17 protein-coding genes, 1 tRNA gene and 2 pseudogenes are annotated in these 20,573 nt (G+C 28.8%); 12 read left to right on the forward strand and 8 right to left on the reverse strand.

Translation table 11 applies throughout. From position 1 onward, the window contains the following. Nucleotides 1-60: 60 nt before the first annotated feature. Nucleotides 61-954, forward strand: coding sequence for a DMT family transporter (locus tag IPK18_12585; GenBank protein ID QQR97660.1), 894 nt, complete (start codon nt 61-63; stop codon nt 952-954). Between the two features lie 74 nt (nt 955-1,028). Then, nucleotides 1,029-2,800, forward strand: a pseudogene (locus IPK18_12590) (arginine--tRNA ligase). A 102-nt stretch (nt 2,801-2,902) separates the two neighbouring features. Here the strand turns inward: IPK18_12590 and IPK18_12595 are convergent. From IPK18_12595 to IPK18_12615, 5 genes and pseudogenes are all read right to left on the reverse strand, one after another. Beyond that, nucleotides 2,903-2,976 (reverse strand) — tRNA-His (locus tag IPK18_12595). Nucleotides 2,977-3,064: 88 nt separating this feature from the next. After that, the gene (locus tag IPK18_12600) at nt 3,065-3,343 is read right to left on the reverse strand and encodes a S1 RNA-binding domain-containing protein (protein ID QQR97661.1); all 279 of its coding nucleotides are present in this window, start codon (nt 3,341-3,343) and stop codon (nt 3,065-3,067) included. An 8-nt stretch (nt 3,344-3,351) separates the two neighbouring features. Further along, nucleotides 3,352-5,010 carry a VacB/RNase II family 3'-5' exoribonuclease gene (locus tag IPK18_12605; protein QQR97662.1) on the reverse strand — a complete coding sequence of 553 codons (1,659 nt, stop codon included), beginning with the start codon at nt 5,008-5,010 and terminating at the stop codon, nt 3,352-3,354. Nucleotides 5,011-5,046: 36 nt separating this feature from the next. Next, a pseudogene (gene aroE, locus IPK18_12610) lies at nt 5,047-5,774 on the reverse strand (shikimate dehydrogenase). A 25-nt stretch (nt 5,775-5,799) separates the two neighbouring features. Next, nucleotides 5,800-6,918 carry a tetratricopeptide repeat protein gene (locus IPK18_12615; protein ID QQR97663.1) on the reverse strand — a complete coding sequence of 373 codons (1,119 nt, stop codon included), beginning with the start codon at nt 6,916-6,918 and terminating at the stop codon, nt 5,800-5,802. Between the two features lie 327 nt (nt 6,919-7,245). On the opposite strand from IPK18_12615, the gene IPK18_12620 reads away from it, so the two are divergent. The 6 genes from IPK18_12620 to IPK18_12645 all read left to right on the forward strand — a co-directional run bounded on the left by IPK18_12620 (nt 7,246) and on the right by IPK18_12645 (nt 13,090). Next, nucleotides 7,246-8,538 (forward strand): hypothetical protein, encoded by a 1,293-nt coding sequence (locus tag IPK18_12620; protein ID QQR97664.1) that lies wholly within the window; start codon nt 7,246-7,248, stop codon nt 8,536-8,538. A 32-nt stretch (nt 8,539-8,570) separates the two neighbouring features. Continuing rightward, the gene (locus IPK18_12625) at nt 8,571-9,548 is read left to right on the forward strand and encodes a redoxin domain-containing protein (protein QQR97665.1); all 978 of its coding nucleotides are present in this window, start codon (nt 8,571-8,573) and stop codon (nt 9,546-9,548) included. A gap of 68 nt (nt 9,549-9,616) precedes the next feature. After that, complete coding sequence (locus IPK18_12630; GenBank protein ID QQR97666.1) at nt 9,617-10,606, forward strand: hypothetical protein; 990 nt, start codon at nt 9,617-9,619, stop codon at nt 10,604-10,606. A 90-nt stretch (nt 10,607-10,696) separates the two neighbouring features. After that, on the forward strand, nt 10,697-11,368 hold the full coding sequence (locus tag IPK18_12635) for a hypothetical protein (protein ID QQR97667.1): 672 nt from the start codon (nt 10,697-10,699) through the stop codon (nt 11,366-11,368). Between the two features lie 80 nt (nt 11,369-11,448). Continuing rightward, nucleotides 11,449-11,883 (forward strand): acyl-CoA thioesterase, encoded by a 435-nt coding sequence (locus IPK18_12640; GenBank protein QQR97668.1) that lies wholly within the window; start codon nt 11,449-11,451, stop codon nt 11,881-11,883. Nucleotide 11,884: 1 nt separating this feature from the next. Next, nucleotides 11,885-13,090: an NADP-dependent malic enzyme gene (locus tag IPK18_12645; protein QQR97669.1), complete on the forward strand. Its 1,206-nt coding sequence runs from the start codon at nt 11,885-11,887 to the stop codon at nt 13,088-13,090. A 22-nt stretch (nt 13,091-13,112) separates the two neighbouring features. Here the strand turns inward: IPK18_12645 and IPK18_12650 are convergent, their stop codons facing one another. Beyond that, nucleotides 13,113-14,087: a hypothetical protein gene (locus IPK18_12650; GenBank protein QQR97670.1), complete on the reverse strand. Its 975-nt coding sequence runs from the start codon at nt 14,085-14,087 to the stop codon at nt 13,113-13,115. Nucleotides 14,088-14,308: 221 nt separating this feature from the next. On the opposite strand from IPK18_12650, the gene IPK18_12655 reads away from it, so the two are divergent. The 3 genes from IPK18_12655 to IPK18_12665 are packed head-to-tail and all read left to right on the forward strand — an operon-like array spanning nt 14,309 to nt 17,544. After that, the gene (locus tag IPK18_12655) at nt 14,309-15,964 is read left to right on the forward strand and encodes an FAD-binding oxidoreductase (protein QQR97671.1); all 1,656 of its coding nucleotides are present in this window, start codon (nt 14,309-14,311) and stop codon (nt 15,962-15,964) included. A gap of 21 nt (nt 15,965-15,985) precedes the next feature. After that, complete coding sequence (locus IPK18_12660; protein ID QQR97672.1) at nt 15,986-16,738, forward strand: FAD-dependent oxidoreductase; 753 nt, start codon at nt 15,986-15,988, stop codon at nt 16,736-16,738. Further along, nucleotides 16,711-17,544, forward strand: a complete 834-nt coding sequence (locus IPK18_12665; protein QQR97673.1) for an FAD-dependent oxidoreductase — start codon at nt 16,711-16,713, stop codon at nt 17,542-17,544. The genes IPK18_12660 and IPK18_12665 overlap by 28 nt, the downstream gene beginning before the upstream one ends. Before the next feature lie 2 nt (nt 17,545-17,546). Here the strand turns inward: IPK18_12665 and IPK18_12670 are convergent, their stop codons facing one another. Beyond that, a complete protein-coding gene (locus IPK18_12670; GenBank protein QQR97674.1) occupies nt 17,547-18,737 on the reverse strand; it encodes an alpha/beta hydrolase in 1,191 nt (396 codons plus the stop codon). A 4-nt stretch (nt 18,738-18,741) separates the two neighbouring features. Further along, complete coding sequence (locus IPK18_12675) at nt 18,742-19,647, reverse strand: ceramidase domain-containing protein (GenBank protein ID QQR97675.1); 906 nt, start codon at nt 19,645-19,647, stop codon at nt 18,742-18,744. Nucleotides 19,648-19,880: 233 nt separating this feature from the next. On the opposite strand from IPK18_12675, the gene IPK18_12680 reads away from it, so the two are divergent. Then, entirely contained in the window at nt 19,881-20,456 is a 576-nt protein-coding gene (locus IPK18_12680; GenBank protein QQR97676.1) for a hypothetical protein, read from the forward strand. The last annotated feature ends 117 nt before the right edge of the window (nt 20,457-20,573 follow it).

The following is a 20,573-nucleotide window of genomic DNA, read 5'->3' on the forward strand; positions in this document are numbered from 1 at the left end:
GGCTATTTGATTAATCTACATTTATAATTTTAATTTCATTCAATGGTTGAAGTCAACAATTTGTCTAGTAAGCAATTTAGCAAAGGTGTAATGATGGTGCTTTTAGGTGCTATCTGTTTTTCAACAAAAGGTGTGTTTGCCAAATTAGCATACTTACAAGGCGCCAAAGCTTTAGATATTTTATTTTTAAGAATGTTGTTTGCGTTGCCATTTTATATAGTTATTTATTTTAAAGAAACGAGAAAACGCAAGCTAGAAATATCTAAGTCAAATTATTATAATATATTATTAATTGGAATTATTGGTTATTATTTGGCTGCATTGTTCGATTTTATTGGACTACAATATATAAGTGCCAATCTTGAAAGAATTGTAATATTTACTTATCCAACATTTGTATTGATTTTAGGCTATATTTTTTATAAGAGAAATGTTAGTCGTATTCAATTGATATCAATATTTCTGTGTTATTTAGGTATACTAGTTTCATTTATGTCAGATATTAAATATCTTGATTTTAAAAATGGAATTGTTGGAATTGGTTTTGTATTGTTAAGTTCATTAACCTATGCATTCTATCTAGTTAGAAGCGATTCTATTATAAAATCGATAGGTACACTTAGGTTTACCTGTTTGTCTATGATAGTTTCTTGTTTTGCTGTTTTATTACATCATGTTATTTTTAATGGCATTCATATGTTTTCGTACAACGCAACTATTTATTTTTTAGGTGTTGTAATTGCTATTGTATCTACGGTTTTGCCATCATTTTTAATGACTTATGGTATTAGTTTAATTGGCTCATCCAATATGTCTATTGTTGCAAGTTTTGGCCCAATTGCTACCATGTTTTTAGCCTATTTTTTCTTAAATGAGAAGATTACATTATTACATTGTATTGGTACATTATTGGTGTTGGTTGGTGTGTATTTAATTGGAAAGAAAGGAAAGTAAAATCTATATTCTATAATTTTGATTCACTAAAAGATGTTGCATATTTTTGTATCTTCGCAGATTATTTTTAGATTATGCCAAATGTGTACAAACAAATTCAATTGCATGTAAAAGATGCGTTTCCTCAATTATTTGGAACTGAAGTTGCATTGAATCAAATTACAATCAATGAAACATTAAAAGAATTTGAAGGCGATATCACAGTTGTTGTATTTCCATTGCTAAAACTATCTAAAAAAGTCCAGAAGATACTGCAAAAATTATAGGTGAGTATTTAATGCAAAGCTTAGATTATATTAGGAATTATAATATAATAAAAGGATTTTTAAATATATCATTAAAAAATAATTTTTGGATAGATACAATTCATCAGAGTTTGAAAGTTGATGAAGACCATTCTGATGAAAAAATATTGATAGAATATTCTTCGCCAAACACAAACAAACCAATACATCTTGGACACTTAAGAAATAAAGTATTAGGTTATGCATTGAGTAATTTATATAAAGCAAATAATTACACTGTGTTTAAGGCAAACTTAATTAATGACAGAGGTATTCATATTTGCAAAAGTATGCTGGCTTGGCAAAAATTTGGAAACAATGAAACTCCAGAATCATCAATGATGAAAGGAGATAAGCTAGTTGGAAAATATTATGTAGAGTTTGATAAACATTATAAAGAACAAATTCAAGAATTAATAGATAAAGGCATTGCTAAAGAAGATGCAGAAAAGCAAGCTCCAATTCTGATAGAAGCACAAGAAATGCTCAAGAAATGGGAAGATGGAGATAAAGATGTAATGCAACTATGGAAAACGATGAATGCTTGGGTGTATAAAGGATTTGATGTGACCTATAAAAGACTTGGTGTTGATTTTGATAAGTTTTATTATGAAAGTGATACTTATCTATTAGGTAAAAGTATCATTGAAGAAGGCTTAGCAAAAGGTGTATTTTACAAAAAAGAGAATGGAAGTGTTTGGGTAGATTTGACTAATGAAGGTTTAGATGAAAAACTAGTTTTGCGTGCTGATGGAACATCTGTGTACATAACACAAGATATTGGTACAGCAGACTTAAAATATCAAGATTTTAAGATGGATAAATCTATCTATGTTGTTGGCAACGAACAAGATTATCATTTTAAAGTATTGAAAGTAATTTTACAAAAATTAGGCAGAACTTATGCTGATGGAATTTTACATTTTTCTTATGGCATGGTAGATTTACCTTCAGGTAAAATGAAATCTAGAGAAGGTACAGTGGTAGATGCTGATGACTTGATGGATGAAATGATACAAACAGCAAAAGCACAAGCTACATCATTAGGCAAGATTGATGAATTTTCTGATGATGAAAAAAATAAATTATTTGAAATTATAGGTTTAGGTGCACTTAAATTTTTCTTGCTTAGAGTTGATCCTAAAAAAAGAATTTTATTTGACCCAAGCGAAAGTATAGATTTACATGGCTTTACAGCAACATTTGTACAATATACCTATGCTAGAACACAAAGTGTACTTAGAAAAGTATCTGCTTTAGATAATATAAAAATAGATAACAATCAAATAGAATTAGAAGCAGCCGAAAAAGAGTTGATTGTAAAATTATACCAATATCCAATTGTACTTGAAGCGAGTTGTCAAGAAATGAATCCAGCAAAATGGATTGAATACATATATGAATTGGCAAAAACATACAATAAATTTTACAACGATTGTCAAATTCTACAAGCTGAAGAAGAAAGCGTAAGAAATATAAGAATTCTTTTAACTCAAAAAACAGCAACTGCAATTTATGCTGGATTTGATTTAGTTGGCATTCAAGTACCAGAAAGAATGTAATTTCTACTTATTTTTTTACTTTAATTATTACAATATATATTGCTGAAAATAAAAAAGATATAATCAATTGATTATATCTTAAAACTGTTTTTGTATTTTTTGGGACACCAATGGGGCTCGAACCCACGACCCTCGGAACCACAATCCGATGCTCTAACCAACTGAGCTATGGTGTCCATTGTGGAACGCAAAGATAAAATATATTTTTAATTTTTCTGCTCTTTTTTATTTGAAATAGATGTTAAGATATTTGTTTAATTATTTCTAATTGATGAGCTCAAAATCTATTGTTTTCTTTTCCATATCAACATGGCTAAGCTTTACTTTAATTGGGTCACCTAATTGATAGGTGTTTCCTGTTCGCTTGCCAATAAATTGAATGTTCTTTTCATCATAAGCATATTTATCATCAATAAGGTGTTCTGCTCTAAGCAATCCTTCGCAATTATATTCAGGCAATTCAACATACAAGCCCCAATTTTTTACACCAGATATTACACCATTAAATTCTTCTCCAATTCTATCCAACATAAACTCAGCCATTTTGTATTTTACTGATGTGCGTTCTGCTTCGGCAGCAGCCTTTTCACGTTCACTACTATGCTTACATTTTGTTCCATATCTTTTACATCAGGCAATTTCTTTCCTTCCAAAATTGCTTGTAGTAATCTATGTACCATTACATCTGGATATCTTCTAATTGGTGATGTAAAATGCGTATAAAACTCAAATCCTAAACCATAATGCCCAATATTTTTAATCGTGTATATTGCTTTTGCCATACTTCTTATTGCTAATGATTCTAATACATTTTGCTCTGGTGTGCCTTGTATTTTCTCCATTAAAATATTAAGTGATCTAGCAATTTGCTTTGGATTGTCAAATTGTATTTTATAACCAAATCTTGCTGCAAATAGTGCAAAATCTTGTAGCTTCTCCATGTTTGGCATATCATGAATACGGTACACCATTGGAACTTTGCCTGTAGCATTTTTTTCTTTACCAATAAATTGTGCTACGCTTCTGTTTGCAAGCAACATAAATTCTTCAATTAGCATATGTGCATCTTTTCTTTCTTTTACAAAAATGCCAATTGGTTTTCCATGCTCATCTAATTTGAATTTTGTTTCTGGTGCATCAAAGTTTATAGAACCATTGTTGAATCTATTTTTGCGTAGTTTTTTTGCAATAGTATTTAGTATAGTAATTTCATCTGCATATAGTTGGCTTTTACCTTCAATTACTTCTTGTGCTTCATTGTATGTAAATCTTTTATTAGAATGTATAACTGTTCTGCCGTACCATGTTTCTAATATTTTTGCATTTTTGTCAATCATAAAAACGGCAGCAAAACATAGTTTGTCTTCATTTGGTCTAAGTGAACACACAATATTTGATATATGTTCTGGAAACATTGGTGCTACTCTATCTACTAAATACACAGAAGTTGCTCTTTTTATTGCTTCATCATCCAATGCTGTGTTTTCTTGTATATAATGGCTGACATCAGCAATGTGAACACCTATTTGAAAAATATCATCCGTGATTTTTTGGAATGAAATAGCATCATCAAAGTCTTTAGCATCATCTGGATCAATAGTAATTGTTAATGTATCTCTAAAGTCTTTTCTTTTTTTAATTTCGGAATTTGATATTTTAATACTTATTTCTTCAGCTTCTTTCAATACTTCTTCTGGAAATGATGTAAAGAATCCATTGTCAATTAAAATAGATTGCATTTCTATATCATTGCCACCAGCTTGTCCAAGTACTTCTGTAATTATTCCTGTTGGATTTTTATCTTTTTTTCGCCATTCTTTAAATTGCACAACAACTTTATCGTTGTGTTTTACATTCTGTTCGTCTTTTTTTGAAATAAAAAAATCTACATTGATTGAGTTTAAATCTGGTCTTACAAAACAAAAATTACTTTGTTTATCTACAATTCCAATAAAATGCGTTCTTTTTCTTTTAATTATTTCAGTGACTACACCTTCTTTCTTTGTAGATTTCGGATTGTGTACTCTTTTTACTTTTACAGTATCGCCATCAAAAGCTGTATTTGTATTGCTTTTATGTATGTAAATATCTTTTTTTACGTCATCAATAATTACAAATCCATCGCCACTTTTTACAATATCTATTGTACCTATTAATTCATTACCTACAAGTAATTTTTCTTTCTTATTAGTTGTTTCTTTTTTCTTCATGTTTGTAAATGGATTTTTTTAAGTTGCACTTTAGTACTATTCATTCCAAATTTGCCAACTTCTTTCTGCTTGAAGATACAACATTTCTAAGCCGTTTTTAGTTTGTGCATTTTTTTCTTTTCCTTTTTTTAAGAATAATGTTTCTTCTGGATTGTATACTAAATCATACAAAAGATGTTTGTCAGAAATATATTGATATGGTATTTCTGGTGCTGCATCAATATTTGGATACATACCAAGTGGTGTCGTGTTGATGATAATATGATGTGTGTTTATTATTTCTTCATTGATATCTTGATATGAAATTATATCATTATTTGCTATTCTTGATACATATTTGTAATGAATATTTAATTTTTTTAATACATATTCTACTGCTTTTGATGCGCCACCAGTTCCAAGTATCAATGCTTGTTTGTGATGCGTTTTTAAAAATGGTAAAAGACTATATTCAAAACCATAAACATCTGAATTGTAACCAATTTTTTTATTATCAATGAACTTTATTGTATTTACTGCACCAATTTTTGTGCATCTTCATTTAGCTCATCTAAAAATGGAATTATACTTTGTTTATATGGTATCGTAACATTCAATCCTTTGAAATTATTTTGTTGACATAATTGCTCAAAGTCTTCAATTTTTTCAATAGGGAAGGTGTCGTAATTTGAATTTGCAATGTTTTCTCTAATAAATTTTTCTGCAAAATATCCTTTTGAGAATGAATGAGACAAAGGATATCCAATTAAACCATATTGATTCATGTTGTGTTATAAAATGTGGATGAAATTATATTAATAATATTGATTTTAAATCTTCGTCATCTTCTAATGATTGATGAAAATTAAATATCAAATCTATTTTTTCTGGATGCTCTGCAATTAGTTGTTGTAATCTTATTTCTGCTTCTTTAATTTTTCTTTGTAAATAATATACAATTGCTAATGCAACTTCTAAATCTACAGTATATTTGCAAACATTAATTCCATTGGTTAATATTTCTTCTGCTGTTTCTAAATCGCCTGCGTAGCAAAAAGTTTTTGCCAAAACAAAATAGGCTTCATCTCTTTTTACAAAAATATCAATTGCTGTTTGGCATGCATCAATTCCTGCTTCTATTTCATTAATTTCTAAAGCTGCTTCTGCCAATGCAATGCAAAATTCATATTGTTCGTCTTCTAAATCTTTTGCTTTCTGAAATGATTGATAAGCTTGTTCCCAATTTTTTTCTTTCTTATATGTTTCGCCTATTTTAAAGTACACTTCACTAGAACTTGGATTTTGGTGCAATGCTTTTCTATAATAGTATCGCGCCATTTTGTAGTTCTTCTGAACATTATAACATTCACCTTGTAGTAAATATACTTCATCATCTGCTTCAAAATGTTCGCAAAGTTCATTGATATTTTCTAGTGCTTTTGTAATGTCATTTTTCTTAATAAGTAATTCAATTAATTCAATATAAATGAAATCAAATTCACTTGTAATTGCAATGGCAAACTCTAATGCTTCAATTGCTTTTGGAATATCGTTAGTGCCTTTGTATGCACAACCTAAATTGTACCACGCAAGATAGTTGTACGGATTTTTATCTATAAATTTGGTATGAAAATTTATACTTTCTTGGTAGTTTTGTAAAATTTCGGTGCAATAATTTATTCTACTTATTGCTTCATCATTATCACTATTAAATTCTAAACATTTTATGAGATATCTAAATACTTCGTTGTAATTAGAACAATCTTCATAAGTATCACAGAATTGCAAATACACATCTTCAATTGTTTCTGGGTCAGCTTCGTATTCAAGTTTTCTTAGTATATCTATGGCATCATCATATTTTGATTGTGATGAGTAGATTTCTGCTTTTAATAATAATGCACCAACTTCAGATGCATCTAATGCCAAAGATTTTTCAATTAATTGTAATGCTTTTTCACTGTCTTTTAATTGAAACTCTAAGTATGCTTGTCTTAATACTATTTCAGCAGAAAAAGGATGTTGCTCTAATGCTTTTTCAGTTGCTTGTAATGCTTTGTTAAATTCTCCTAAGTCTTCATAATAATCTATTATGGTCTCAAAATCGTCTTGATCAAAAAAACATTATTATTTTTACTCAATGCATCTTCAAATTGTTGAATAAGCTCAGATGCAAATAAATTATCATTAAAATCAAAATAATCCATATATTACAAAGTTACGGTTAAAATTGTATCTTTAAATTAAACTTTGTTAATGAAAATTTATCAAATAGTTATTCACATATTCTTGATTTTTTGTCTGACAATTAATGCAAACGCAGAAGAAAACACAGATTCTGTTGCAAAATATCCAAAATTATATAAAGTACAACAGAAATATCTACATTGGATTGATAAAAAAAATATGGATTTCCCAATGGCAATGCCAATAATTGCTGGCAATAAATATGATGGTGTGCAAGTTGGTGCTGCTTTAATAAATTTAAAACAACCTGTTAAAAATGTAGATTTTACAGGCGTTTTGTTGTACGGTATAAAAAGTAAAAAAGTAAATGGAATTGCTGATGTAGCGTATTCTATTTTTCCAGAACATCCTGTGCTAAATCAAATTAAAATTGGAACCAATTTTAAATCATTTAGTTATGCAAATCAACCAAATATAAAAAAGTTTTATGCAGTAAAGCCAAGTCTTGAACTGAAATTGTTTTCTACTAAAAATTCATCAATGACTCATATTTTATCTTTTCGTTCAAATTTAATATTTGAACAAGTAAGATATTATAATTTAGGTTTTAATCATAATGAAGACTCTACAGTCAAGAAATTTTATGCAAATGAATTTCGCTATATGTTTCAATTTAAAAATAAGAATTTTCCATTTTCTGCAAGTGTGAAATTTGAACAGGCTAAACAATTTGGAAAATTGAGTTTTGAAGTAAATTCATTTATCAACTATAGAATGAAAAAATACAATTCTGGCTTGCATTTGAGATTTTTTACAGGAACATTTTTGTACAGAAATAGTCAGTTCAGACCAAGATTATATCCAAATTATGGTTTTACTTTGAGTGGTACAACAGGAATTAATGATTATAAATATGATAATTTATACTTTGGTAGAAACAATATAGATGGATTTGCATCAAATCAAATATCATCAAGTGATGGAAATATGAAAATGATTTCGCCACCTATTCAAAGTTATCAAGAAGGAAGAACTGTAAATTATTTGATGGCATTAAATATTGTTGCAGATTTTCCGATTCAATATGTGCCAATAAAACTTTTTATGGACTTTGGTTATAGTTCAGATAAGCAAATAAATACAATACAAAATTTACCATATAATAAATTTCATTACGACTTGGGTTTGATGTTTAGTTTCTTCAATCGTGGTGTTGAGTTTTATATTCCATTCTTAGTATCAAAAGAAGTAAAAGAATTATACAAAACTTATAGACCAAAATTAGGTCAACGTATTTCATTTATGATAGATATTGAAAAAATAAGTTTGCATAAGCAAATTAGAAAAATGAAGTTTCTATAAACTTTTTATTAAATTATATGTTATAGGTAGTTATGAAACTAATCTTTAATAGGAATTCAGAAGTCTTTAAAATAATATTGTTTTTTGCAGGCATATATGGAATTCTATGGGGAATTTCTGCAATATTTTTCCCAAAGTTTTGGTTTAGTTTTGCAGCATTAAATTATCCAATTTATCCAGAATTATTTCAAACAATAGGTTTGTACGAATTTGCATTAGGGTTTGCATATTTATTAGCATACAGAAATCCTATTAGAAATTGGCAAATAGTTTTGATTGGATTTATTATAAAAGTATGTATGGTTGTTGGATTTATCTATTATTATTATGCCAATAATGAACCACAAGTTATTTTTAGAATGGTATTTATTAATGATTTTATTTGGATATTACCATTTTTATTAATACTATATAATGCATACAAACACGAAGAATTATTAGATAATGAATTGGTGTATTTGCAAGAATGTGCAGATGATAATTTTTTAAAATATTACACAACAAATAAAGGAAACAATCTATCAGAAATATCCTTTCAACAACCTATTTTATTAGTTTTTCTCAGACATTTTGGCTGCACATTTTGCAAGAGTACTTTAAATAAAATACAAGTTTTACAGCAAAATTTTTCTGAGCATAATGTAAAAATTGTTTTGGTAAATATGTTGCCGGAAAATCAAGCAGCAAAACATTTACAAGACTTTGATTTGTATGATTTAGATTATGTATCTGATGAAGAAGCAATGCTATACAAAGCATTTAAACTAAATAGAGGAAAATTTAAGCAACTATTTGGGTTTAAAGTTTTTGTAAAAGGTATTTCTTTATGGATATCAGAAAAATTATTCATTTCATCATCAGAAGGAACAGATGTATTTCAAATGCCTGGTGTTTTTTTGATTAAAGATGCAATAGTCGTGAAACAATTCAAATACGATTCAGTTGCTGATGAACCACCATTTCTAGATTTTGTAAATACAGTAAAAACATCAACTACTAATAATTGTTAAAATACAAATTATTATTTTGCGATTAATTTTTTATTGACGAATATTGTTCTAAAATAATTTACAATCACATGAAATCAATCAGATCTATCTTTGTCGCGCTTTTACTTTTTGTTGGTATTAGTGCATTTTCAAGTAATTTTATGATTACTGCAACTATGAAAAACGGCGATGTTATTTCAGGAAAAACAACACTGACTAAACTGAATGTTGAAACAGCTTATGGAGAATTAAATATTCCTGCAGAAAATATTACAAACATAGAATTAGGCATCATTACAGACAAATCAAAAGAAACTGCTGTACAATTAGAGTTAAAGAAATTACAAATGGCAAGTTCTAAAGAAGCAGAAACTATTTATAAAAATTTACTAAATATGGGGCCATCAATTCTTAGCATTGTGAAATCTTATACTGAGAATAATAACTACCAAATTTCAGACAATTATGACCATTCTATAGAAAAATTATTAGACAATTTATACGATAAAGCTGATCTTGAGTATGGTGCATCAATAAATGACGTTGTTGAATTTGATTTAGATAACAAAGTTGAAGGAACTATTTCTTTGAATGAAATACAACTATTAAGCAACTATGGCACATTAAACTTAAAAAGAGAAAATATAAGTTCTATAGAATTATCAGTATTAGATGATAATGTTTCATTAGGTGATAATGTTTTTAAACTAAAAGCAAGCAAACATATTACTGGAAATGAAGATGAAGATGGTTGGTTAAATACAGGAATCAAAGTAAAAGCTGGCGATAAGATTACAATCTCAGCTTCTGGAAAAATAGTTTTAAAAAGTTTATCAGGTGGAATTTATGGACCAGATGGCTTCATAGGTGGAAAAGAAGACAGTGCATACGATGCTGAAGCAGATATACCATATGGAGCACTTGTTTATAAAATTGGCGAAGATGGCACAGAGCAAAAAGTTGGTTCTAAATCAATAATTGAAATTGAAGAGAGTGGAACTTTATATCTAAGTATATACGAAACAGTATACAATGATGAAAATACAGGTAGCTATACGGTGAAGGTAGTTACAAAATAGTTATACATGATTTTTTTTATTAGTTGCCATTGCATTTATGTAGTGGCAATTTTATTTTAATCTATTATCTTCGTAATTGTTTATAAGCATATGAAAACAAAAATATTTTTACTACCAGGATTCGGCGAAGATGCATTTGTGTTTAATGAATTAAAACCATACTTGTCTGCTTTTGAATTGATAGATGTAGAATATAGAAATGCATTAAATAAATTCATCTTTCCATTTATTACAGTAGAACGATTTGCAAAAGAACTAATAAAAGAATACAATATTCAACCAAATGATAAATTAATTGGACACTCAATGGGTGGATATTTTTCATTCCAAATTAGAGAAATACAAAACAATGAAATATGTATGATTGCCTCATTCAACGACCCAGCTAAAGTCATACATATGTTTCCAAATTTCACCAGATTTACACAATTATCAATAATCACTGGCTTAGTAAAACTACCTCAAGTCAAAAATAATTTATTAAGTAAAATCAAAGACAAACGCATACGCGAAGTACAATCACATATAGTAGATAACTTCGATAATTTTACAAATCTTCAATTGGCATTAATGGTTGAGATGAATTATGCACCAAAAATAAAATCGAACAAGCCAAATCCATTAAGAATTCATAATATCAAAGACAAGATAGTAGCACCACCAGATGAATCATATATTCAAATTGAAGGTGGACATTTTAGTCTAAACTTGGAAACAGAACGTGTTTTTAATACCATGAAAAGTTTTTTGAATATTGCATAAAATGAATACAATACATTATTCATAACTAAAATATAAAACATTAAAACAGAAATATTGATAGTCAATTCTTAAATTTGATAATGAGTAATCTTGATTTCCTTCATACACTTAAATTTCCTTATATTTTAAAACAAAATGTACTTTGGGGCGAAATGGATGCATTCGGACACATCAACAATGTAATTTACTTTAGATACTTTGAAAGTGCTAGAATAAACTTCTTTACACAAACCAATTTATGGAAAGATTTTAATAATGATGATGTAAGAATTGTAGTTGTGAAATTAGAATGCAATTATGCACATGAAATTGTATACCCAGAAGAAATTGAAATAGGAGTGGCTATCAAACAGATAGGTAACTCAAGCATGCATGTGCATCATGTAGTAAAAAGTACAGCAAAAAATATCATTTTTGCACATGGAGAAGGTGTAATTGTAAGCACAGACCCAAAAACAGGAAAATCAAAACCTTGGACAGAAGATTTAAAAAATAAACTTAATCAGTGGATATAATATGAAAGATTATTCTAGAGAATCATTAGCCTTACACGAAAAATTAGAAGGTAAAATAACAGTAGAGCTAAAAACTCCATTAGATAATAAAAATGATTTAACACTTTGCTACTCACCAGGTGTTGCAGAGCCAGTTAGACAAATTGCAAATGATGAAGAAAAAGTTTGGGATTTAACCATAAAAAGCAATACAGTAGCCATCATATCAGATGGTTCAGCTATTTTAGGTTTAGGAAATTTAGGTGCAGAAGCATCAATTCCAGTGATGGAAGGAAAAGCAATGTTATTTAAAAGATTTGCAGGCTTAAATGCATTCCCAATTTGTTTGGCAACACAAGACACAGAAGAAATAATTCGAACAATTACAAATATTGCACCTGTATTTGGTGGTATCAACTTAGAAGATATTTCATCACCACGTTGTTTCGAAATAGAAGATAGGCTACAAACATTAGGTATTCCAGTATTTCACGATGACCAACATGGAACAGCAATTGTAGCATTGGCAGCATTATTCAATGCATGTAAACTATTCAAAAAAGATTTCGGAAGTCTAAAGGTAGTTATAAATGGCGCAGGTGCAGCAGGTTTGGCAATCACAAAATTAATTTCTTGCAACGATTTAGAATCAGATGTGTGCACACCAGTACGTGAAATCATAATGTGTGATACCAAAGGAATAATACACAGTGGACGCCCAGATTTGAATGATATAAAAAGAGACGTATTAAAATATACCAATAAAAGCAAAATAAAAGGCACACTCAAAGATGCCATCAAAGATGCAGATGTTTTTATCGGCGTTAGTCAAGGTAATATTTTAAGTTCTGAAGATATTACGACTATGGCTGAAAATCCTATTATATTAGCATTAGCAAATCCAACACCAGAAATTTCTCCAGATTTGGCGTACAAAGGCGGCCCAGGTGTTGTAGGTACAGGCAGAAGCGATTTGCCCAACCAAGTGAATAATGTCTTAGCATTTCCTGGAACTTTCAAAGGAGCATTGGCAGTAAGAGCTAGAAGAATAACAAATAGAATGAAAATTGCTGCAGCATATGCCATTGCAGAATGTGTAGAAAATGTAGAAAGAGATTGTATTATTCCAAATGCTTTAGACTTTGGAGTTGCAGATAGGGTAGCAGAAGCAGTAATGAAAGCATACAAAGAAGACAAGAAAATAGACGCACCAAAGCACGAACTATAGAATAAAAGGTATTCTTTAATTTCTACTTATCAGGATATAGAGCATTAATCTGTTCTCTAAGTTCTAAAAGTGCCCAAAATGCATAAAATGTTGGTTCAATTTTACTTTTGGATTCTTTAGAGTTAGAATCTAAATTATATTCTTTAAAACCGCCATCTACTTTATTTTGACTAGATAAAAAATAAATGACTTCCTTTTGATTGTTTTTAATATCAAAATTCTTAGCATACAAACTATAAGCAAAAAAACGATATTTATCAGTTAGTGAAAATTTTGATGCATTCATTGAGTTTAATTGAGTAGTATCAGTTAGTGCATTTTCTAAAGACATATCTTCTTTCATTTTGTTATATAAAAGGTCTTTATAATATTTAGAATTGTTTATTTCATTTCCACAGTTTCTATCAAACTCAGCTAATGCATAGTAAAACTCATTTCGTATATTATTAGGATATATTAATGCTGCTTTATAAAATGTATCTAAAGATGATTCTTTTATTGCATCCGCATAATTACAAAAAATATAGAATCCATTTCTTACTTCTGTTTTGTAAACATCATTTACAAAAACCTTATTAAAATCAATTTTATTTTTTTTTGCTTCTTCTATAAATAGAATTCCTTCTTTTGTATTGCCTAGCATTGTTCCATATACTCTATCTATACCTTTGTTTAGTTTGTCGATTATTTGAGGGAACACTAAAAATGAATCAATTTTTAGATTGAAATGTTGGTTTAATCCAATAATTTGAAATGCAACTTTCTCGTTTCTTGTATTTTGTGTTGAAAATTTTATTTGATATGTTAATTTTGAAATATTTGAATCTAATTTTTGTAGAAATGCTTTTTTTCCACTCTTTGCAATTAAATTATCCAATGTGTCTGAAGTAATATGTTCAATTTTAATTGAGGATTGTTTATATTCAAATTTATCTTCTGATTTTGAAATAGATATGCTAAAGAAAATAGCGATAAGCAATAGATGTATTTTATTCATAAAAAGAATTATTTTACTAATTTAATGAATTTGTTTTAATATTAAAGTTTTTTACAAAATTTATGCCAGACTTGATTTATATATTAGATTGAAGATTATAATTATTTATATGAGCACATGAATCATTTTAGAATAAACAAGATGATTTCTTTCCATCAAATGAATTGTTTTTTTTGTATTTTTGATACTAAATATAAATGTTATAAAATAAAATTTAATTTATGAATAAAGATTGGTGGAAATGGGGCAATTCAAACGAATTTAAACATATAAATGATTATCCAAAAGCAAAAGCATACCTAGAAGATTTATGGAAAACAAACTTTAAACATGAGTATTCACCACCAAATAAATTTAGTATAGATGTAGTTTCTGAAAAAAAGAAAGAAACCATAAAAGATATTTTTGCAAGTCTAGCATCAAAAAAAATAAGTTTTAAAGAAGACGATAGATTGAAGGTTGCGCTCGGAAAAAGTTATTACGATGTAATTAGAATTGTAAAAGACAATAATATAGTTACTCCAGATGTCGTTTTAACACCAACTACACACGAGGAAATTGAATACATAATTAAGCAAGCAAATGATAATCATGTAAAGATTATTCCAATTGGTGGTGGAACAAATGTTGTAGGTGCACTTACAATGTCAGCACAACAACTAAAGTCAGATATTACATGTGCAATTAATCTTACAAATTATAATAAATTAATCCAAATTGACCACGACCACTTTACAGCCACATTTCAAGCAGGAATTTTAGGTCCAGAATTAGAGAAAATTTTAAATGAACAAGATTATACATTAGGACATTTCCCTCAATCATTTGAATATTCTACATTAGGTGGATGGATTGTAACACGAAGTGCTGGGCAAGAGTCATCTTATTATGGGAAAATCGAAGATTTAGTAGAGCAAATTAGAGTTGTAACGCCAATTGGAACACTATACTCAAATGATTACACACACGATGCATCTGGAATTAATCTATTGCAACTATTTGTGGGTAGCGAAGGTACTTTTGGTGTTGTATCTGAAGTAAAAATAAAAATAAAGAAACTTCCAAAAAATTATAGATGGGTTACTGCTTTATTTCCAAATTTTGAAACAGGAAATAAATTTTTACAGCATATTGCACAAAATGATATTAAACCATCTGTGGTTAGACTTTCTGATGCAAAAGAAACAATGCTTTTTTCAAAACTATCTAACGAACATGCAGAGCCAACAGTTTTTGATAATCTAAAAAAAGAACTTCAAAAATATATTCTAAAATGGAAAAATTTAGATGAACCATGTGTATTGATTATGAGATTTGTGCAACATGAGTATAGTGTTTCTGCACCAATTATGTATGTTAAAAATAGTATCGAAAAGTTTGGAGGAATGGTTGCGCCATCAGTAATAGGAGAGAAGTGGGCAGAAAATAGATTTAAAACACCATATTTGCGTGATACATTCGTAGAACACGGAATTTATATAGACACAATGGAAACATTAGTCCATTGGAAAGATGTAAATAAAATGCATGCCGCATTAACCAATGCCTTAAAAAAATCTAAAGCATTTAATAAAGAACAAGGCATATTCTTAGCACACATATCACATATATATGCAAATGCAGCATGTATGTATTTTACACTATTAACACCAATGCACAGAAATTCTGAAATAGAACAATGGACAGAAATAAAAGAGTTAGTAACCAATACTATTGTTCAAAATAATGGCTCTGTTTCACACCATCATAGTGTTGGTGTTGATCATAAAAAGTGGTATTTAAAAACTGCCGATCCAGTTGCTATAAATGTATTAAGGTCAATTAAAAAAATCATTGACCCAAATGGAATATTAAATCCAGGCAAATTATTCACGTAGATAAATTATTCTTAAATATAAATGTCAAGAGCACAAAATATCCTAAGCGCATCAACAGAATTGTTTGATGTAGTAATTATTGGTGGTGGAATTACTGGCGCAGGAATTGCTCTTGCCGCAGCAAAACGCGGATGGAAAACTTTAATCATTGATAAAAATGATTTTGCATCAGGCACAAGTTCTCGCTCAGCAAAAATGATACATGGTGGATTGAGATATTTACAGCAATTACAAATATCATTAGTAAAAGAAGCATTGCATGAACGCGAACACTTATTGAAAGAATATCCACATTTGGTAAAGCCACAGCCATTTTTTATGCCTATTTATAAATCAAAATTAAGCAAACTAAAACTTGCCATTGGTTTGTCTGGATATGATTATTTGAGTGGTAGTAGTAGTATGCCAAAACATGCGGAAATAGACTTAGAAGATATCAAACAAAGATTTCCATCAATAAAAAGCGATAGCATGGTTGGTGGTTTTATATATTATGATGCAAAAACAAATGATGCAAGACTAACAAATGAAGTAATACAAGAAGCAAAAGATTTAGGTGCAGTTGCAATTAATTATTTTACTTGTGTAGAATTTGGATATCAAAATGAAAAAATAAAAAGCATATTGTGTGTTGATGAGAATACAAAAAATCAATATGCAGTACATGCAAAAATTTTTATCAACGCAACTGGCATCTGGACTGGTGAAACAATCAGAAAATACAATCCTAATGATGCAAAAAATATATGGCACCTAGCAAAGGTGTGCATCTAATTGTGCATGCAGATCATTTGCCTAAAGATGCTGTAATGTTATTCCCAACAGCAAATGGCGATGGAAGGTTTATTTGGTGTATGCCTTGGGAAGATAATTTGAATGTTGTTGGTACAACAGATACTGACTATTTAGAAGGGAAAGAAAATCTAAAGGTACAACATGATGAAGTAAAGTATATTTTAGATAGTGTAAATGCACAATTAAGAGAAAAACAACTTACTGAAGATGATATTCTAAGTGTTTATGCAGGTTTAAGACCATTAATTAACGATGAAGATGAAGACAAAAAAAGCAATAAGCGTTCAAGAGATTATCAAGTTTGGTGGAATAACAAAAATATGATTACAATTTCTGGTGGTAAATTAACATCATTTCTATCGATGGCTGATAGCGTTTTAAATACCATTGATGAAAAATATAAAATACATACTATCCAAACTGATGAAGTAAAACTCATAAGTTTAATAGATCAATACAAAGAAAGATATGGTATAAAAAATGCAACCTTAATTGCAAATATTATTGCAGAATATCAAGATAATAGTATCAATCAACAATTAGAAAATTATCCATATACTATTGCCGAATTTATATTTTTTATTAGATACCAGTTTGCAATAAAACTTGATGATTTACTTACTCGCAGAACATTAATTTCTTATCAAATGAAAGTATATGATGAAGCATTTGTAAATCAGCTAGCAGATGTTCTATGTAATGAATTAAAATATAATGCTGCTCAGATTGCAGATGATAAGGTACATTACTATAACCAATGGTTGCTAATGCACACTTGGAAATAAGCTTATTTGCAATCTAGAGAACATGTTGTTTTATCAGGAAACACTGTAACGTTTCCTGTTTTGAATTTGTTTTTGATTACTGCATAAGTAAATGAAGTTACCCAATCAACTACATTTTGGTAGCTCCAATTGTTCATTGCATGTCCACTCTGACAAACTTCTATATAAAATGTTGGATTGTTCTTGCTTTTTAATGTTCTATAAATATAATCTGGAGCATACATAGTTGGATATTTAATATTTGTAGTAGCTTTTGCATCGCATTTATATGCTGCGCCACTTTCAGTATATATAAATTCATCACAAGTGCCATTTACCAAAAATGTTGGAGTATTGTTCGGATTGTTTAAAATAGTAGGATTTGTTATTGCTCCAGATAATGAAAAAACACCAGCTACATTCTTTTTAATATTTATGTTTGCTTGGCTAGTCGTAGCATCTAAACTTCCACCTACTTTATTGATAAATGCAGCATCTGTTTCATTGTTATCATAATATGCTACATCTAACGCAGTAATAGCACCAGCACTTTGTCCACCTATTATTATCATATCTGGATTGATGCCTAATCTACTTGCATTTGCTTTTAAATATTTTACAGCAGCAATTGCATCTTGTGCAGCTCTTAGTTCTGCTAATAAAAATCCTTCATAAAAGTCAGCTTTACATTGAACTGCTAAATTTGAGTTGTAAAATCCAAGTCTATAATCTATAGCAGCAACTACATATCCTTTTAGTGCCATACTCTTACAAATTTCTTGCATGCCATCATCAACTTTCATAGAAAAACCACCACCATAAATATATACAATACATGGTCTGTTTTTTTCTACATCATTTTTAGCAGAAATAATATCAACTACTAAGTTTTTTGTATTTCCTTCAAAATCCTTTACATTTTTTGCATAATATTCTGTACTAACTTGTATATCAGTAAAAATATTATCTCTATATCTTTCACCATAAGCTAGCATTTCATAGTCTATACTTTGTGCTGGTAATTGTGCTGTAGTTTTATTTCTGTCAACATTACTTGGTAGTACAATTTGTTTACTTCTGTCGTTGTTTGTGGTAGTGGTGGTGGTAGTAGATGAACTACTTTGTTGACTCTGTTGTATGTTTGCTAATGCTTCACATGAATTAAAGCTAATTAGTGTTATTAAGCTAAATAATGAAATTTGTAATTTATTCATATTATTAGTTTTTTTCTTCATTGATAATTTCTTCAGGTAAGTATACTTCACTTCTATAATATAAATATACCAATAATATACTTACAGAATTTAGAATATGCCATAAAGCATGTCCTTGGAAAGGACTTGTTGGTGAGCATAGTAAACTGGTTCTATCTAAAACCCAAAGTGTATAGGATAAAAGCAATGTAATAAAAGATGTTTGCAAAAATGCTTTGATAGGTACACTATGTTCAACTTTAGTTTGTACAATAAAGTTTGTAACGAAAAATAAAATTACCATTAATGGAAAAATTATATTGATTGGTAGCTTCCATAAGTACAAAAAGAATGCGAGCATTAATAATGATGAACATACTATTATAAATTTATGCGAACTAAATAGCTGTTTTTTATATCTTATTTTTGGAAATAATTTATACATGTTATATGCTGTTGCACTTATCAATACAAAATACATACCAGTTTGATCTATTTTTTGGAAAAAATGAGTCAAGCTTGCATGATAAAGAAAACTACCCAAGCCTAAATACAATAATGCAAAACCACTTAAATAACTAAATCCAGGATATCTTGCAAGTAGATTGTTTACACTACTTCTTTCATAATACTTCCTGTCGTTTTTTGCAATACTCAAAATGATTAATGCTGAAATAATAAACCCAATATTAGACCATGTATTTGATGGTTGCACTATTAGTTGGTCAAATCTATTTACTTCACAAAATTCTGTCGCATTACCACCAGCTTGTTTGTATTTATCCCAAATTGTTATGTATTGATTTATTTTATAAATAATAAATAACAAGACTGAAAATAACAATGTTCCAAATATTGGCCACGTAAAAACTCTTGGTCTGTGATTGTACAAATTGAATTTTACTCTAATTTTATCGAAGTCTAGTATCATAATGCACTAAGATAAAAACTTTTTTAGTTATTTGTAATCATTTCAAAAAAATTAAACTAAATAATTTGATGCAATTAATATATGATATTGTATAAATATATGTATTTACACAATAATAATTTTTTCAGTATTCTCTTTTTGTACTAAATGTGTACTTTTGTAATAAATAATTAAAGTTGTATTTGAATAGATAAGTATATTTTTTTAATTATATAAAAATAATATTAAATAGAATGAGAGTATCACTAAATTGGATTAAAGATTATATTGATATAGAACTATCTGTAGATGAAATAAGTAAATTATTGACAGATATTGGATTGGAAGTTGAAAGTGTAGAAACATATGAATCTGTAAAAGGTGGATTAGATGGTTTGGTAGTAGGTGAGGTAATTGAGAAAGAAAAACATCCAGATGCCGACAAACTTTCAGTATGTAAAGTAAATGCAGGTAATGAAGTTTTACAAATTGTATGTGGTGCACCAAATGTTGCATCAGGACAAAAAGTAATTGTTGCGTTGGTTGGCACAACATTATATCCAAAAACAGGCGATGCATTTGCAATTAAAAAAGCAAAAATCAGAGGTATAGAATCATTCGGAATGATATGTGCTGAAGATGAAATTGGAATAGGTATTAGTCATGATGGAATTATAGTATTGCCAAGCAACACAGAAATTGGTATTCCAGCTTCAAGTATTTATGACGTGTACAATGATGTTATTTTCGAAATAGGATTAACACCAAACCGTTCAGATGCACACTCACATATTGGCGTAGCAAGAGATTTGTTTAAGATACAATTTTAGATATAAAAAAGATGGTATACTAAAAATTACTGATTATAAGATAGATAACGCAACTGATAATAAGCATAACTTTAAAATAAATGTAGATAACAAAGAAGATTGTTTTAAGTATTTTGG

It is taken from the genome of Sphingobacteriales bacterium (genome assembly GCA_016699615.1).
GTDB lineage: Bacteria > Bacteroidota > Bacteroidia > Chitinophagales > JADIYW01 > JADJSS01.